This is a genomic window from Pseudomonas sp. LBUM1679, from assembly GCF_059695565.1.
Genome location: NZ_CP166774.1, coordinates 3,626,164 through 3,641,426, shown reverse-complemented (window position 1 = coordinate 3,641,426; position 15,263 = coordinate 3,626,164). Strand labels below are relative to the sequence as shown.

13 protein-coding genes are annotated in these 15,263 nt (G+C 61.3%); 2 read left to right on the top strand and 11 right to left on the bottom strand.

Going from position 1 to position 15,263, the window contains the following annotated elements; all coding sequences use genetic code 11:
* Positions 1-122: 122 nt before the first annotated feature.
* Entirely contained in the window at positions 123-1,505 is a 1,383-nt protein-coding gene (locus ACA062_RS16570; protein ID WP_497452068.1) for a UDP-glucose dehydrogenase family protein, read from the bottom strand.
* 189 nt (positions 1,506-1,694) lie between these two features.
* Between ACA062_RS16570 and ACA062_RS16565 the strand changes: the two genes are divergently transcribed.
* Positions 1,695-2,633 (top strand): site-specific integrase, encoded by a 939-nt coding sequence (locus ACA062_RS16565; protein WP_497452067.1) that lies wholly within the window; start codon positions 1,695-1,697, stop codon positions 2,631-2,633.
* A 10-nt stretch (positions 2,634-2,643) separates the two neighbouring features.
* Here the strand turns inward: ACA062_RS16565 and ACA062_RS16560 are convergent, their stop codons facing one another.
* The 10 genes from ACA062_RS16560 to ACA062_RS16515 all read right to left on the bottom strand — a co-directional run bounded on the left by ACA062_RS16560 (position 2,644) and on the right by ACA062_RS16515 (position 14,137).
* Positions 2,644-3,714, bottom strand: coding sequence for an ABC transporter ATP-binding protein (locus ACA062_RS16560; RefSeq protein WP_497452066.1), 1,071 nt, complete (start codon positions 3,712-3,714; stop codon positions 2,644-2,646).
* Complete coding sequence (locus ACA062_RS16555; RefSeq protein ID WP_497452065.1) at positions 3,711-5,309, bottom strand: ABC transporter permease; 1,599 nt, start codon at positions 5,307-5,309, stop codon at positions 3,711-3,713. Before ACA062_RS16555 ends, ACA062_RS16560 begins: the two co-directional genes overlap by 4 nt.
* 3 nt (positions 5,310-5,312) lie before the next feature.
* A complete protein-coding gene (locus ACA062_RS16550; RefSeq protein WP_497452064.1) occupies positions 5,313-6,326 on the bottom strand; it encodes an iron ABC transporter substrate-binding protein in 1,014 nt (337 codons plus the stop codon).
* A gap of 135 nt (positions 6,327-6,461) precedes the next feature.
* On the bottom strand, positions 6,462-7,022 hold the full coding sequence (locus tag ACA062_RS16545; RefSeq protein ID WP_497452063.1) for a PqiC family protein: 561 nt from the start codon (positions 7,020-7,022) through the stop codon (positions 6,462-6,464).
* Between the two features lie 17 nt (positions 7,023-7,039).
* The gene (locus tag ACA062_RS16540; RefSeq protein ID WP_497452062.1) at positions 7,040-8,695 is read right to left on the bottom strand and encodes a PqiB family protein; all 1,656 of its coding nucleotides are present in this window, start codon (positions 8,693-8,695) and stop codon (positions 7,040-7,042) included.
* Positions 8,676-9,341 carry a paraquat-inducible protein A gene (locus tag ACA062_RS16535; RefSeq protein ID WP_497452061.1) on the bottom strand — a complete coding sequence of 222 codons (666 nt, stop codon included), beginning with the start codon at positions 9,339-9,341 and terminating at the stop codon, positions 8,676-8,678. Before ACA062_RS16535 ends, ACA062_RS16540 begins: the two co-directional genes overlap by 20 nt.
* The gene (locus ACA062_RS16530) at positions 9,338-9,934 is read right to left on the bottom strand and encodes a paraquat-inducible protein A (RefSeq protein ID WP_497452060.1); all 597 of its coding nucleotides are present in this window, start codon (positions 9,932-9,934) and stop codon (positions 9,338-9,340) included. Before ACA062_RS16530 ends, ACA062_RS16535 begins: the two co-directional genes overlap by 4 nt.
* A gap of 249 nt (positions 9,935-10,183) precedes the next feature.
* On the bottom strand, positions 10,184-11,476 hold the full coding sequence (locus tag ACA062_RS16525) for an NAD(P)/FAD-dependent oxidoreductase (protein ID WP_497452059.1): 1,293 nt from the start codon (positions 11,474-11,476) through the stop codon (positions 10,184-10,186).
* Positions 11,473-12,561, bottom strand: coding sequence for a polyamine ABC transporter substrate-binding protein (locus ACA062_RS16520; RefSeq protein ID WP_497452058.1), 1,089 nt, complete (start codon positions 12,559-12,561; stop codon positions 11,473-11,475). The genes ACA062_RS16525 and ACA062_RS16520 overlap by 4 nt, the downstream gene beginning before the upstream one ends.
* Positions 12,562-12,778: 217 nt before the next feature.
* A complete protein-coding gene (locus ACA062_RS16515; RefSeq protein WP_497452057.1) occupies positions 12,779-14,137 on the bottom strand; it encodes a glutamine synthetase family protein in 1,359 nt (452 codons plus the stop codon).
* Between the two features lie 161 nt (positions 14,138-14,298).
* On the opposite strand from ACA062_RS16515, the gene ACA062_RS16510 reads away from it, so the two are divergent.
* Entirely contained in the window at positions 14,299-15,204 is a 906-nt protein-coding gene (locus tag ACA062_RS16510) for a helix-turn-helix domain-containing protein (RefSeq protein ID WP_497452056.1), read from the top strand.
* The last annotated feature ends 59 nt before the right edge of the window (positions 15,205-15,263 follow it).

The following is a 15,263-nucleotide window of genomic DNA, read 5'->3' as shown; positions in this document are numbered from 1 at the left end:
GTGTGTGGAAAACGCCGGACCTTGTAGGAGCCGGCTCGCTGGCGAAGGCGTCTGCATGGGCGCTGCAGGGCTTGAGGCCGTCTTCGCTGGCAAGCCAGCTCCTACAGGGGGTCCGCGTTTGGTTATTGCGCGACGACGTGCGGCACGGGCCATTGTTGCAGCGGAATCGGCAACTTGCGCGATTCACCGCGCCCCATCGGGAAGTACATGAAACCGGCGCGCGCCAGGCGTTCGGCGTCATACAAGTTGCGGCCATCGAAGATCACAGGCTTGTTGAGCCGCTGCTGGATCAGGTTGAAATCCGGCGCCTTGAACTGCTGCCATTCCGTGCAGATGATCAACGCATCGGCACCGGATAACACCGCTTCCGGGGTGCCCATGAGCATCAACTTCGATTGATCGGGATACAGCTGCCGGGTTTGCTGCATGGCTTCCGGATCGAACGCCCGCACATTGGCCCCGGAGGCCCACAGCGCTTCCAGCAGCACCCGGCTCGGCGCATCGCGCATGTCATCGGTGTTGGGTTTGAACGCCAGGCCCCACAGGGCAAACGTCCTGCCGCGCAAGTTACCCTGGTAGAACGCGTTGATCCGCTCGAACAGCTTGTGTTTCTGCCGCTGGTTGATGGCCTCCACCGCCTGCAGCAAGTCGCTGGAACAATGCGCTTGTGCGGCGCTGTGGATCAAGGCGCGCATGTCCTTGGGGAAACACGAGCCGCCATAACCGCAGCCGGGGTAGATGAAGTGGTAACCGATGCGCGAGTCGGCACCGATGCCCAGCCGTACCGATTCGATGTCGGCGCCAAGGTGTTCGGCCAGTTCGGCGATCTGGTTGATGAAGCTGATCTTGGTCGCCAGCATGCAGTTGGCGGCGTACTTGGTCAGCTCCGCGCTGCGCAGGTCCATGAACATGATGCGGTCGTGATTGCGGTTGAACGGCCCATAGAGGTCACGCATCACCTCGCGTATGTCATCGCGTTCGCAGCCGATGATGATCCGGTCCGGGCGCCGGCAATCGGCGACCGCCGAGCCTTCCTTCAAAAACTCCGGGTTGGAGACGATGTCGAACTGCAACAGCCGGCCGATCTTGAGCAGGTATTTGTCGATATGCGCGCGCAAGGCATCGCCGGTGCCCACCGGGACCGTGGACTTTTCCACCAGAATCACCGGTAGTTCGCGATGACGCGCCACGGCTTCACCCACTGCCATCACGTAGCGCAAATCCGCCGAGCCATCATCCCGGGACGGTGTGCCGACGGCAATGAACAGCACCTGGCCATGTTGCACCGCGCGTTTCTCGTCAGTGGTGAACTGCAGCCGCCCGGCGTCCAGGTTTTCACGCACCAGACTGGCCAGCCCCGGTTCGAAAATGCTCACATGGCCTTGCTGCAGCCGCTCGATTTTCTGCGGGTCAATATCCATGCACACCACGTCATGGCCCACTTCAGCCAGGACAGCGGCTTGCACCAGGCCAACGTAACCGCTGCCGAATACACTGATTTTCATGGAGGCTCTCCTGACCTGATCGACACCCTTTCAGGAGTAGCAGCGCCATGTTTCAGTTCTTCTATCGCGCAGTCCGTGTTCAGCCGGGCATACCAATTGACTTTCCCGGCCATGACCGGCAGCGTAACCGCCAGTTCTTTACCTTTCGTTGTGCTTTTCCCCTGGACTTTTCATTCAAGGTCGTTTCGTTTGACTGACTTACCCGCTGTTGTTGCCCATACGCCAAAAATCAATCCGCTGACCCTGTACCTGGCGCGACTGGCCCCGTCCAGCCAGCTGACCATGCGCTACGTCTTGCAGGACGCGGCCGACCGCCTGGGTTTCGAAGACATGAATGTCGAGGAGATTCCCTGGTATGAGTTGCAGCCCGAAGATGTCATTGCGCTGGTGGCCACCTTGCGCGCCGATGGCTACGCGCCAAACACTTCGTCGCTGTACGTCAACGCCGTGCGCGGGGTGATGAACGAAGCGTGGCGCATGAGCCTGATCAGTCAGGAACACCTGCTGAAAATGCGCTCGGTCAAGGGCATAGCCGGTACACGGCTGTCCCAGGGACGCAATCTGCGGCGCACGCTGATCCAGGAGATGATGGCGGTCTGTGCCGCCGATCCTCGGCCACAAGGCCTGCGGGACGCGGCGATCATCGGGATTCTGTACGGCTCGGGGATGCGCAAGTCGGAATCGGTGAACCTGGACCTTAATCAGGTCGACTTCGCCGAACGCAGCCTGCGGGTCACCGCCAAGGGCAACAAGCAGTTGATCAAGTACGCACCGGCCTGGGCCTTCGCCAAACTGGACGCCTGGCTGGAGCTGCGCCGGTCGCAACTCAAGGAAGGCGAAACCGACGATCCATTCCTGTTCAATCGCATCCGCCGCGGCAGTCACATCACCCGCGAACGCATCACCAAGCACGCGATCTATTACATTGCCCGCCAGCGCGGCGCGCAAGTCGGGGTGAAGATCATGCCCCATGACTTTCGGCGCTCGTTCATTACCCGAGTGATCGAGGAGCATGACTTGTCGATCGCCCAGAAGCTGGCGCATCACAGCAACATTCAGACGACCGCCAACTACGATGTGCGCGATGACAACGAGCGGCGTCGGGCCGTTGATCGCTTCGATCTGTGAGGGCAGGGGTTCAGGCTTCGCTCAGGACGTGGGCGTGGCCGATCATCGAGACGTGAACAGCGCTGCCCATGGGTGGCGCATACAACCCGGAACTGCGCACCATCAAGGATCGGCCTGGCTGTTGCGCGCTTTTGTGCGACTGCAATTCCACGGTCAAGGTGCAGGTATTGCCGCTGAAATCGCGCTCGGTCACCACGGCACGGCAGCCTGCGGCTCCAGCCGGATTCGTCTGGATACTGACCAGGTGCAATTGCTCGGGCCGCAGCATGATCTGCGCGCATTGGTTGTTCCGGTGATTGTTGACCGGAATCCGCCCCAGGTCGCAGTGAGCCCAGCCCGCTTCGATCCGTGCCGGCATGACCACCGCATCGCCGAGAAACAGAGCGGTCTGTTCATCGTCGGGATAGCGGTACAAGTCCAGCGGATGGCCTGACTGCACCAGCCGGCCCTGACGCATCACCGCCAGCTGATCGGCAAACGACAAGGCTTCACTCTGGTCATGGGTGACCAGAATGGTGGTAACGCCCGCATCGGCCAGCAGCCGTGCGACCAATTTGCGCATGGCGGCGCGCAAGCCGGTATCGAGTGCCGAAAACGGTTCGTCCAGCAGCATCAGGCGCGGCTGTTGGGCCAGGGCGCGCGCCAGGGCCACGCGTTGCTGCTGGCCGCCGGAAAGCTCGTGGGGCCAACGCTTGGCCATGCTGGCGTCCAGCGCCACGCTGTCCATCAGTTCGGCAATGCGTTCCTGCTTTTCAAGACCCCTGGTCGACAGCCCGAAGCCGATGTTGGCGGCGACGGTCATGTGCGGGAACAGGGCGCCATCCTGGGGCACATAGCCAATCAATCGTTGGTGGGCCGGCACCTCATGGGTGCTGTCGACCAGTGTCTGCCCATTGAGCAGAAGGCGCCCCGAATCCGGAAATTCGAAGCCGGCGATCATGCGCAGCAAGGTGGATTTGCCCGAACCCGAAGGGCCGACAATCACCGTGCGGCTGCCCGCGGGCACCGACAGGCTGATGTTTGCCAGGGCCGTCTGGGCACCGTAGGCCTTGCAGATCGAGTGCAGTTCGAGCGTGTTCATCGGCCCGCCGTCCGCTTGGATTGATGATAAAGAATGGCAGTCAGCGGCAACGACAGAACGATCATCAGCAGGGCATAGGGCGCTGCGGCGGCATAATCGATTTCGCTGGTCAACGCCCAGAACCCGGTCGCCAGGGTGCGTGTACCGTTTGGCGCGAGCAGCAGGGTGGCCGTCAGTTCATTGGTAATCGCCAGAAACACCAGCGCGGCCCCCGCGGCAACGCCCGGTGCGGCCAGACGCAAGGTGATCAGCCACAGCGCCCGGGCGGGCGAGCGACCGAGGCTGCGGGCCATGTTTTCCAACTCGATCGGTGCCTGGGCAATACCGGCACGCAAACTCACCAGCGCACGGGGCAAGAACATCAGCAGATAAGCCAGTAGCACCGTGATCGTGGTCTGGTAAATCGGCCGGGCGAAATGAATCGTAATGGTCACCAGCGCCAGGGCCACGACAATCCCCGGCAACGAACTGGTGATGTAGTTACAGCTTTCCAGCACCCGCTGCAGTCGGCCCGGCGAGCGAATCGACAGCCAGGCAATCGGGATGGCCGCCAAGGTGGTCAATAGTGCCCCGCTGATGCCCAGGAGCACAGTCTGTTCCAGCGCCGGCAGCAGCTCGGACAATTGCCAGACTTGCGTGCCGCCAGCGATCAACCATTGACCCAAGGTGATCAACGGCACACCCAGCGCCAGGGCGCAGGTCACGATCAGCAGGGCCAGCGCCAGTACGGTTGGCCCGGCAGACAGGCGCACGATCCGCTGTTCGCGGGCGCTGCCCGACCCGACGCGGGCATAACGTGCATGGCCACGCGCGGCCGATTCGACGGTCAGCATCGCCAGGCAACACAAGGCGAGCACCCCGGCCAGCATATGGGCGGCGGGGCCGTTGAAGGTTGACTTGAACTGATCAAAGATCGCGGTGGTAAAGGTGTCGAAGCGGATCATCGCGTACAGGCCATATTCGGCCAGCAGGTGCAGCCCCACCAGCAAGGCGCCGCCGCAGATGGCCAGGCGCAATTGCGGCAGCACCACCCGGAAAAATACCGCCCAGGGCTTGAGCCCCAGTGACTCTGCGACATCTTCGATGGTCGGGTCGATCCGCCGCAGGGATGCAGCAATGGGCAGGTACAGGAACGGGAAGTAAGCGATGACCGACACCAGAACGGCGGCAAACAGTCCGTGAATCGGTGGTACCAGGCTGACCCAGGCATAGCTGTGGACGAAGGCGGGGACTGCCAGTGGTGCGGTGGCCAACAACGACCACCCACGCCGCCCCGGCAGATCGGTACGCTCGGTGAACCAGGCCAGGGCCACCCCGAGCACTACGCACAAGGGAATCGTGATCACCACCAGCAACAGGGTGTTGATCAATAACTCGCCGACCCGTGGCCGGAAGATCAGCGGCACCAGGGTCGCCCAGCCGGTATCGAAGGACACGCCGAGGACAAAAGCGATCGGCAGCAGGGCCAGCAGCGACACCAGCACCGACAAACCGATCACCCACGCACCGCCACGGCCCGCAAAAAGGCCACGGGAACGTCGGCGTAAATGGGGCGGGATCGCCTCTGCGACACCCGCCGGCAGCGTTTCAGGCATCAATTAGAGCAGTCCGGCCTGAGTCATCAGCTCCACGGCTTTTTTACTGTCGAGTGTTGAAGCGTCGACTTTCGGCGCGTCAAGCTGCTGCAAAGGCACCAGTTTCGGGTTGGATTCGGCGTTTTTGCCCACCGCGTATTCGAACGAATTGCCGGTCTTGAGGATGGCCTGGCCGTCTTTGCCGGTCACCCACTTGAGGAAGGCCTGAGCCTGATCCTTGTGTTTGCTGGACGCCAGGACGCCGCCACCGGAAAGGCTGACAAAGGCACCTGGATCCTGGTGCTTGAAGTAGTGCAGGGCGGTGTTCTTGCTGTTTTCACCGGTCTTGGCCTGATCGCCGAAGCGGTAATAGTGGTAGATCACGCCGCTATCGATCTGGCCGGCATTGACCGCCTTGAGCACGGCGCTGTTGCCCCGGTACGCGGTGAAGTTGCTTTTCATCCCTTTCAACCATTCGAGGGTCGCGGCTTCACCCTTGAGTGCCAACACGGCGGCGACGATCGCCTGGAAGTCGGCGCCGGCCGGGGAAGCGCCCCAGCGGCCTTGCCAGTCCGGACCGGCCAGGTCCATCAGCGACTTGGGCAGCTCGGCTTCCGGCAGTTTGCCCGGGTTGTAGACGAAGACCGTGGCGCGCGCGGCAATGGCCACCCATTTGCCATGGGCCGGGCGGTAGGCCGCGTCGACTTGTTCAAGGGTCGTCGGTGCCACCGGCGCGAACAGCCCGGCGTTGTCGACCAGCACCATGGCCGGGGAGTTCTCGGTCAGGAACACATCCGCCGGGGAGGACGCGCCTTCCTGCACGATCTGATTGCCCATCTCGGTGTCATCACCATTGCGCACGGTCACCTTGATCCCGGTCTCCCGGGTAAAGCCTTCAATCCAGGATTTCGTCAGGCTTTCGTGCTGGGCGTTGTAGACCACGATGCCGTCGGCATCAGCGGCGTACCCATGGCCGGCGCTCAACAGCGCGGCCGTCAGCACGGCGTGCTTAAGAAAAGAAGGGATGGGGGGGATCATGCCGGGCAGCTCCTGTTTTTTAGAATCGTGCACGCAGACGTGACCGGGGTGGTCGTCAATTATTGTAGGCCAATACGAATCATTTGCAGGTTTAAGCGTGGCAAATGTCATGCGCCGGATGAGAAAATCGTCAAGTCACTGGGCTGGCGGGCAACCTCCTTGTTTTCCATTCGCGGCCTGGGTGATCAGCGCGGCCAGGCGTTTGACGTTGTTCTGATGGGCCGCCACCAAATCATCGATGCTCGGCCCTGAAGGCGTCTGTAATGTGCTGCGGCACGTCACCGGTGTGTTATCGCTTTCGCCCAGGTTGCGCAGGCGCCATTTGACGTCGATCAGGCCGTATTGCCCGGGAATCGAGTCAAAGCGCTGCACATCCAGGCGCACCGACATTTTGCGCTGGGAACTGCTGTTGACCAGTTGATCCTTCAACGCGCTGCTCAACTCATCCACCAGGCTCGCGGCCCACCACTGGGTTTCCAGAATCGCCAGGCCACTGTTGCCCTGGCGGATGACGATCTGCGGGCGATCGACCTGGGGCGGTACGCTGATCGCTTCGATCTGGATATCCGCAACGGCGGACTTTGAATGGCTGTCCGGTTGGGTCGGGACCAGGGTGTGAAATTGAATCGGATCACTGCGACAAGCGGTGAGCAGCAACAGCGCGGCGACCAAGGTGATCTTCAGCGGAAATGCCATGGGTAATGCTCCTGTGCTCAGTTGCGCGGTGGCGCTTGCAGATCCATCGGCGCGGCATTGTTGGGACGACCACGCAGCAGCGATTCCGGATGCCGGCCCAGGTAATCCGAAAGCTCGCGCAAGGAGCGTGACATGCGTCCCAGTTCGTCCAGGGTCTGGGTCAGCTGTTCCCGTTGCGGTGAATCTTCGGCCAGGGTCGAGCTGGCCGATTGCAGGGTCTTGCTGACATCCGCCAGGGTGGTTTGCACGCCCGGCAGGGTCTTGGCGTTGAATTGGGCCAGGCCTTTGCGCAGTTCGACGAGGTTGCTGTCGAGGTTGCCGGCAATGCGCTCGATCGGCAGTTGGTTGATCTTGTTGACCATACCCTCGAGTTTTTCCTGTAACTGCTCGAGGCTGCCAGGAATGGTTGGGATGGAGACGGGACGGGCGGCCGGATCGAACGCCACTTTCTCCGCCTTGGGGTAAAAATCGAGGGCGATATACAGCTGGCCGGTCAACAGATTGCCGCTACGGGCCTGGGCCCGCAGCCCGTTTTCGATGAAACTGCCCATCAGCCGCACGCCCGCGGCTTCGTCATTCGGATCATGTTTCAAGGCCTCGAGCATTTTAAGATGAGCCTGCCCCAGGCGTTGCGGAAAGATGACGATGCCGACATTGACCGGGAAGCTACGCTTTTTGGGGTCAAAATCCAGATTGACCGACACCACTCTGCCGAATTCGATGCCCAGGAACTCTACCGGCGCACCGACTTTGAGCCCGCGCAACGCCTGATCGAAACGCAAGCTCAGGTATTGCCCCTTGCCACTGGGCGGGGCGAGGGCGGTTTGCTGGTCTTCGAACAATTCGAAGGCTTTTTCCTCCCCGGCCGCTTTGTCGTTGGGGTTGTATTCCGGGGCGCGGAAGGCGATGCCGCCCACCAGGATGGACGACAGCGACTCGGTCTTCACCGCAAAGCCGTTGGCGCCAACGTTGACGTCGATGCCGCTGGCATTCCAGAACCGGGTGTTCTCGGTGACGTAGGCATCATTGGGGGCATGGACGAACACTTCGATATTCACCCCTTTGCCGTCGGCGTCCAGGGCATAGGCCACCACCTGACCGACCGGAATCTTGCGGTAGTAGACCGGAGAGCCGATGTCCAGCGAACCCAGGTCCTGGGTATGCAGGGTGAAGCGCTTGCCCGGTTCGCCATAGGTGATGGGCGGCGGGCTTTCCAGCCCCGTGAAGTTCTTCGCCCGGGCGTTCGACTGGCCGATATCGGCCCCAATGTAATCTCCGGATAGCAGGGTATCGATACCCGAAACCCCGCCGGCGCCGATACGCGGCCGCACCACCCAGAATTGCGAGTCTTCGCGGGTGAAACTTTCCGCCTGCTTGGCCAGTTTGACGGTGGCGTTGACACTCTTCTGGTCGTCGCTCAATTCCACGTCGGACACCACCCCGATCACCACATTGCGATATTTGACCTGGGTCTTGTTGGCGGTCAGGCCGCTGCCGGTCTTGAACGTGACGGTGATGGTCGGCCCTTCCTGCATGACCGAGTGCACTACCAGCGAAATCCCCACCAGTACTGCGACGATCGGCACGATCCATACCAGCGATACGCTGAATCGGCGGGTCTTGACCGGTGCCGGGCCGGGGGCTTGCGGCCCGTCAGTGGCTTGCGACTTCATCCATGACCTCCTCGTTGGGTGGGTTATTGCGTGCTTTATCCTGCTTGTCCCAGATCAAGCGCGGGTCGAAACTCATCGCCGACAGCATGGTGCACACCACCACCAGGCCAAAGAACAGGATGCCCTGTCTCGGTTCGATATCGCCCAGCGCCTGGAACTTCACCAGCGCCGCCACCAGGGCGACGACAATCACGTCGAGCATCGACCAGTAACCGATGAGTTCGACGAAGCGGTACAGCTTCGAACGTTCCTTGAGCGCCCATGAACTCCCGCGCTGCACAGTCACCAGCAGCATCGTCAGGGCGACGAACTTGATGCCCGGCACCGCGATGCTGGCGATGAAGATAATCAGGGCGATATCCCAGGCGCCGTGCTGCCAGAACTCCAGCACACCGCCCATGATGGTGCTCTCGGAACCGGAACCGAGCATGGTGGTGTTCATCACCGGCAGCAGGTTGGCCGGCACATAAAATATCAGCGACGCCAGCAGATAAGCCCAGGTCCGGGTCAGCGAGTCGGTCTTGCGCCGGTGCAGCGGTGCGCCGCAGCGTTCGCATTCATGCGGGTCATGGGTGATGTCACAGGCCAGGCCGCAGCTGTGGCACAGGCACAGATTGAGTTCGCTGGCGACCGGTGGCGTGGTCATAAGATGTCCCACAGTTCGCGGATATCGCGTCCGGCAATGCGGATCATCATCAAACTGAGCACCGCCAGGGCGAACAGACCGATACCGGGCAACACATCGAGCAATCCGGCGAGTTTGAACACCGCGACCATGGCCCCCAGCAGACAGACTTCCAGCATGCTCCAGGGCCGCAGGGTTTCCAGCCAGCGCATGCAAAACCTGAACCCGGGCGAGCGCTGGTTCGCCAGGGCGTAGCTCAGGACCCAGATCAGCAACAACACTTGGAACACCGGCGCGATGATCATCGAAATCGCCGCCACCAGCGCAATGAAGGTGATCGGTCCCTGACTGAGGGCCAGCACCGAATCCCAGAGCGTCGCGCTGTTTTTCAGGCCTTTGAGGCTGATGCTCATGACCGGATAGAAATTGGCGAACGTCCACAGGACAGCCGCCGTGAAGGTCAACGCCAGGCGCTGTTCCACTGAAAGACCGTTATAGCGCTCAAGCACGCCGCCGCAGCGCGTGCACAGGGTTTTCTGATGTTTGGCGAGCGTGACTTTTTCATACACGCAGTCGCAGTGCTCGCAGATGATCAGGTGGTCAGTCGTAGCCATAGGCCGCACTCGCCAGGAGACAGGAAATTCAGAGCACCCCCTCAATATAGAAGTGCCTTGCGATTGAGCAAATCGAAAGGCGCAATTGCCGGGTAGACCGCGTCATCGTTCTTCGCGAGCAAGCCCGCTCCCACATTGATCCTCAGTGAACACATCAGGTGTGAACGGACGCAGATCCCTGTGGGAGCGGGCTTGCTCCGGGCGGCGTTCCGACGAAGGCGGCCTTGCAGGCAACCAAAGTCTTCTTCGTCAACCGAGCAATTCGCGCAGGCGATACCAGAACATCCCGAGGGCCAGCAGCGGCGAGCGCAGCATCGGCCCGCCAGGGAAGGTCATGTGCGGCACGGCGCTGAACACGTCGAATCCCTGGCTGTGTCCGGCATGGATCGCTTCGGCCAACAGCCTGGCGCACCAGTGGGTCACGTTCAGGCCATGGCCCGAGTACCCCTGGGCGTAAAACACGTTCGGATGCTGGCGCAAACGCCCGACCTGGGGGAAGCGGTTGGCGGTGATGCCGATCTTGCCGCCCCATTGATAGGCGATGCTCACGTCCGACAGTTGCGGGAAAACCTTGAGCATTTGCGGGCGCATATAGGCCGCGATATCGGCCGGATCGCGTCCGGAATAATGGCAGGCGCCGCCGAACAGCAAGCGCTTGTCCGCCGAGAGCCGGTAATAATCAAGGCCGACCTTCTGGTCGCACAGCGCCAGATTCTGCGGGATCAACCGCGCGGCAACCTCGGGAGCCAAAGGCTCGGTGGCGATGATGTAGCTCCCCGCCGGCAGCACCTTGCCACTCAGTTTCGGTTCGAGTTCTTCCAGGTGCGCATTGCACGCCAGCACCAGCGTGCCGGCGCGTACCGTGCCGGCGGCACAGCGTACCTGCACGGTGCTGCCATGAATCAACTCCAGCACCGGGCTTTGCTCGAAGATCTGCACGCCGAGGCTCTGTGCCAGTCGCGCTTCCCCAAGGACCAGGTTGAGCGGGTGCAAGTGTCCCGAGCCCATGTCCACCAGACCGCCGGCATACACCCCGGAGTCCACCACTTGCTGGCGGATCTGCGCCGGCCCCACGAGGCGGGTTTGGTGGGCGTATCCCGACTCCGCAAGGCTTTGTTGCTCTGCCGCGAACGCCGCGAACTGCGCCTTGGTATTGGCCAGCTCACAGAAGCCCCAGCGCAAGTCGCAGTCAATCCCGTGTTCGCGGATGCGCTTACCCACCAGTTCCACCGACTCGATCCCGGCGCGCTCGAGGTAACGCACGCCTTCTGCACCGACATGCCGGGCAAAACCGCTGACGTCATGGCCGACCCCGCGGATCAACTGACCGCCGTTGCGCCCGCTGGCGCCCCAGCCGATCCGTCGGGCTTCCAGCAGAATCACCGTGAGGCCGCGCTGCGCCAGTTCGATTGCCGTGTTGACCCCGGTGAAACCACCGCCGATCACGCACACATCGGCAACCCGATCCTCGTCCAGCGTGGGGTAGGGCGCCAGGCTGTTCGCGGACGCTGCGTAATAGGACTGCGCGTGTTGGTTGTTCATTGGCTGGACTTCACTTTGCTCCAGGAACGGGTCATCAGCCGCATGATCGGCTGGGGCGGGGTGGTCGAGATGTAGAGCTTGTCGAGGACGGCCTGAGGCGGATACACCTCTGGGTTATTCACCAATGCGGCATCCATGTAGGGCTGGGAAGCCGGGTTCGGGTTTGCGTAACCGACCGAAGCGCTGACGTTGGCGATCACTTTCGGGTCGAGCAGGTTGTTGATGAACGCATGCGCTTCCTTCTGGTTGCCGGCATCGGCGGGAATCGCCAACAAGTCGAACCACAGATTACTGCCTTCCTTGGGGATCGCGTAAGCGATGTTCACACCGTTCTTCGCTTCCTTGGCTCGGTTCGCGGCCTGGAACACGTCGCCCGAGTAACCGAACGCTACGCAAATGTCGCCGTTGGCCAGGTCCGACACGTACTTGGAGGAATGGAAATAGGTGATGTAAGGGCGAATGGTCAGCAGCTTGGCTTCGGCCTTCTTGAAATCCTCAGGGTTTTCGCTGCGCGGGTCCATGCCCATGTAGTTGAGAACCGCAGGGAACACTTCATCGGCCGAATCCATCATCGACACGCCGCACTGGCTGAGCTTTTTCAGGTTCTGCGGTTCGAAAAACACCGCCCAGGAATCGATGCGGTCAATGCCCAGCACCTGCTTGACCTTGTCGACGTTGTAGCCGATCCCGTTGGTGCCCCACAGATAGGGTACCGAATGCTCGTTGCCCGGATCGTTTTGCTCCAGCAATGCCAGCAGTTTGGGGTCGAGATTCTTGAAGTTGGGCAACTGCGAGCGATCCAGCTTGAGGAAGGCACCGGCCTTCACCTGGCGGGCGAGGAAGTGGTTGGACGGCACCACCACGTCGTACCCGGTGCGACCGGCGAGCAGTTTGCCCTCCAGGGTTTCGTTGGAATCGAATACGTCGTAGATCACCTTGATCCCGGTGTTGGCCTGGAAGTCGGCGAGGGTGGTCTCGCCGATGTAATCGGTCCAGTTATAGACGCTGACGCTTGGCCCGGCCTGCGTTGCGGTGCTGAACAGCACGGCCAGGGCGGCCGGGAGCATGGATTTCAATAGATGCATGGCGACACCTCTTATAGTTGTTGAATTTATTCAGGTGTTCTTTGGTGTACTCGGCCCCTGTGGGAGCGGGCTTGCCCGCGATGAGGCCAGTACATTCAACATCACCGTTGACTGACTGACTGACTGACCGCTATCGCGGGCAAGCCCGCTCCCACAGGGGATCGGTGGGAGCGAGACCGGCTTGCCGGCGAAGAGGCCCTGACCGGCAGCGCAAATCTCAGACGCTGAGCAACAGGAACTCACGCTCCCAGGAACTGATCACCCGCTTGAAGTTCTCGTGCTCGGCACGCTTGACCGCGACGTAACCGCGCACGAACTTGCTGCCCAGGTAGCGGCTGACGGTTTCGCATTCCTCCATCTGTGTCAGGGCGTCTTCGATGGTGATCGGCAGGCGCAGGTTGCGCCGTTCGTAGGCTCGGCCCTGGACCGCGGCGCTCGGTTCAATGCGCTCGACCATGCCGAGGTAGCCGCACAACAAACTTGCCGCAATCGCCAGATAAGGGTTGGCATCGGCGCCCGGCAAGCGGTTCTCCACGCGCATCGAATCCGGCGTGGAGGTCGGTACGCGCAGGCCGACGGTGCGGTTTTCTTCGCCCCATTCGACGTTCACCGGGGCCGAAGTGTCCGGCAGGAAGCGGCGGAAGGAGTTCACGTTGGGCGCGAACATCGGCAGCACTTTGGGGATGTACTTCTGCAGGCCGCCGATATGGTGCAGGAACAGCTCGCTCATGTTGCCTTCGGCATCGGCGAAGATCGGCCGGCCGCTGACGCTATCGACCACGCTCTGGTGAATGTGCATGGCACTGCCAGGCTCGTCGCCGATCGGCTTGGCCATGAAGGTCGCGGTGACGTTGTGCTTGAGCGCCGCCTCGCGCAAGGTGCGCTTGAACACGGTAATCTGGTCGGCCAGGTCCAGCGCGTCGCCGTGACGGAAGTTGATTTCCATCTGCGCCGGACCGTCTTCGTGGATCAAGGTGTCGAGGTCCAGGCCCTGCAGTTCGCACCAGTCGTAGACATCTTCGAACAGCGGATCGAACTCGTTGGCGGCGTCGATGGAAAACGACTGCCGGCCACTTTCCGCACGCCCCGAACGGCCCAGCGGCGCCTTGAGCGGCAAGTCCGGGTCTTCGCAGCGCTGGGTCAGGTAGAACTCCATTTCCGGCGCGACGATCGGCTTCCAGCCTTTGTCGGTGTACAGCTGCAGGACTTTTTTCAACACGTTGCGCGGTGACAGTTCGATGGGGTTGCCGAACTTGTCGAAGGTGTCGTGGATCACGATCGCGGTCGGCTCGATAGCCCATGGAATCACGTAAACCGCATCGGAAACGGGCTTGCACACCATGTCGATGTCGGCCGGATCGAGCAGGTCGTAGTAGATGTCATCGTCGACAAAGTCCCCGGTTACCGTTTGCAGCAGCACACTTTCCGGCAGGCGCATGCCTCGCTCATGCAGGAACTTGTTGGTCGGGGCGATCTTGCCGCGGGCAATGCCCGTCAGGTCGCTGACGACGCACTCGACTTCGGTAATCTTGTGATCTTTCAGCCAAGTGAACAGCTGATCGAAAGGGGCATTCATAAAGACCTCGTTATTGGTTTTGTTAACGCCGGGGAGGGTGGTTTCATCCACCACACACTTCCCCTGTGGCGCGTTGACGACTATCTTGGGTGAGCCTTGCGGTTCCATCTATCCACTTTCAGCAGCACCAAAACGCACCAAACGAGTGCGTAAGGTCACCCATGACAGCGTGTAACCCATTACAAGTCCAAGCCTTCAACACCGCCGACGTGGCCGAACAGATCCGTGCCACACCCGGTTGGGTCCAGCACTACCAGCAGATGTCGCCGGGGCATTTCGCCGGGCGGGTGCGCTACCTGGACCTGCAAGGCGTGGAAATCTACGAGGAACACATGAACACCCGGGTCGAGCAGAATTTCAGTGCGCCCGAGGGCTCGCTGGCGTTCTGTTTCGATCGTAGCGACAACGCGCTGTACGTGTTGAATGAAGAAAGCCGCAACATCTGGATCACCCCGGAGAACTACCAGGAAATCGCCGTGGTGTTCGGCCCGGCGTTCGTTCAGCACCACGGCCTCAATGTTGCCAGGCTGGAAGGGTTGTTCATGGCGCCGCTGAACTCGGGGCAGAACGCGCTGTTCAGCCGCTGGCTGAGCGGGACCCTGACCCGGCTGACGCAGACACTCGATCCGCCGAGCAAGGAGGCATTGACCCAGCAGTTGCTGGAGGACTGCCTGTACATCCTCGATAACGCCTGCGTCTGCCTCGATCGCGGAGGTCTGCGGCGCCGCGCCGAAGAACGGGCAGTCATGAAGCGTATCGGTGAATGGGCGGCCGACGTTCCGGAAGAAACCCTGAACCTGCTGGAGCTTTCCCAGGTGGCCGGAGTTTCCCTGCGTCAGTTGCAGCAGGCGTTCAAGGCCTACACCGGCATGACGCCCACCCATTGGCTACGCTTGCGCCGGCTCAACAGCGCGCACCGTGAACTGCTCAAGCGCTCGCCCATGGAGACCACGGTGGCCGAAGTGGCGATGCAGTGGTCGTTCTGGCATCTGGGAAGGTTTTCCAGCAGCTATCGGGCGTTGTTTCAAGAGTTGCCAAGTGAAACGCTCAAGCGTAGCTGTCGCTAATATAAAGCTCACCCATGTGAGCTTTATCCGCAATAATACTCACCGTGGTCACTATTAAT

Bases quoted from the DNA above. Each gene is read 5' to 3' on its own strand.
- ACA062_RS16535 (WP_497452061.1), bottom strand. From the start codon at position 9,341: ATGACCACGCCACCGGTCGCCAGCGAACTCAATCTGTGCCTGTGCCAC.
- ACA062_RS16515 (WP_497452057.1), bottom strand. From the start codon at position 14,137: ATGAATGCCCCTTTCGATCAGCTGTTCACTTGGCTGAAAGATCACAAG.
- ACA062_RS16530 (WP_497452060.1), bottom strand. From the start codon at position 9,934: ATGGCTACGACTGACCACCTGATCATCTGCGAGCACTGCGACTGCGTG.
- ACA062_RS16540 (WP_497452062.1), bottom strand. From the start codon at position 8,695: ATGAAGTCGCAAGCCACTGACGGGCCGCAAGCCCCCGGCCCGGCACCG.
- ACA062_RS16570 (WP_497452068.1), bottom strand. From the start codon at position 1,505: ATGAAAATCAGTGTATTCGGCAGCGGTTACGTTGGCCTGGTGCAAGCC.
- ACA062_RS16550 (WP_497452064.1), bottom strand. From the start codon at position 6,326: ATGATCCCCCCCATCCCTTCTTTTCTTAAGCACGCCGTGCTGACGGCC.
- ACA062_RS16560 (WP_497452066.1), bottom strand. From the start codon at position 3,714: ATGAACACGCTCGAACTGCACTCGATCTGCAAGGCCTACGGTGCCCAG.
- ACA062_RS16555 (WP_497452065.1), bottom strand. From the start codon at position 5,309: ATGCCTGAAACGCTGCCGGCGGGTGTCGCAGAGGCGATCCCGCCCCAT.
- ACA062_RS16525 (WP_497452059.1), bottom strand. From the start codon at position 11,476: ATGAACAACCAACACGCGCAGTCCTATTACGCAGCGTCCGCGAACAGC.
- ACA062_RS16520 (WP_497452058.1), bottom strand. From the start codon at position 12,561: ATGCATCTATTGAAATCCATGCTCCCGGCCGCCCTGGCCGTGCTGTTC.
- ACA062_RS16510 (WP_497452056.1), top strand. From the start codon at position 14,299: ATGACAGCGTGTAACCCATTACAAGTCCAAGCCTTCAACACCGCCGAC.
- ACA062_RS16545 (WP_497452063.1), bottom strand. From the start codon at position 7,022: ATGGCATTTCCGCTGAAGATCACCTTGGTCGCCGCGCTGTTGCTGCTC.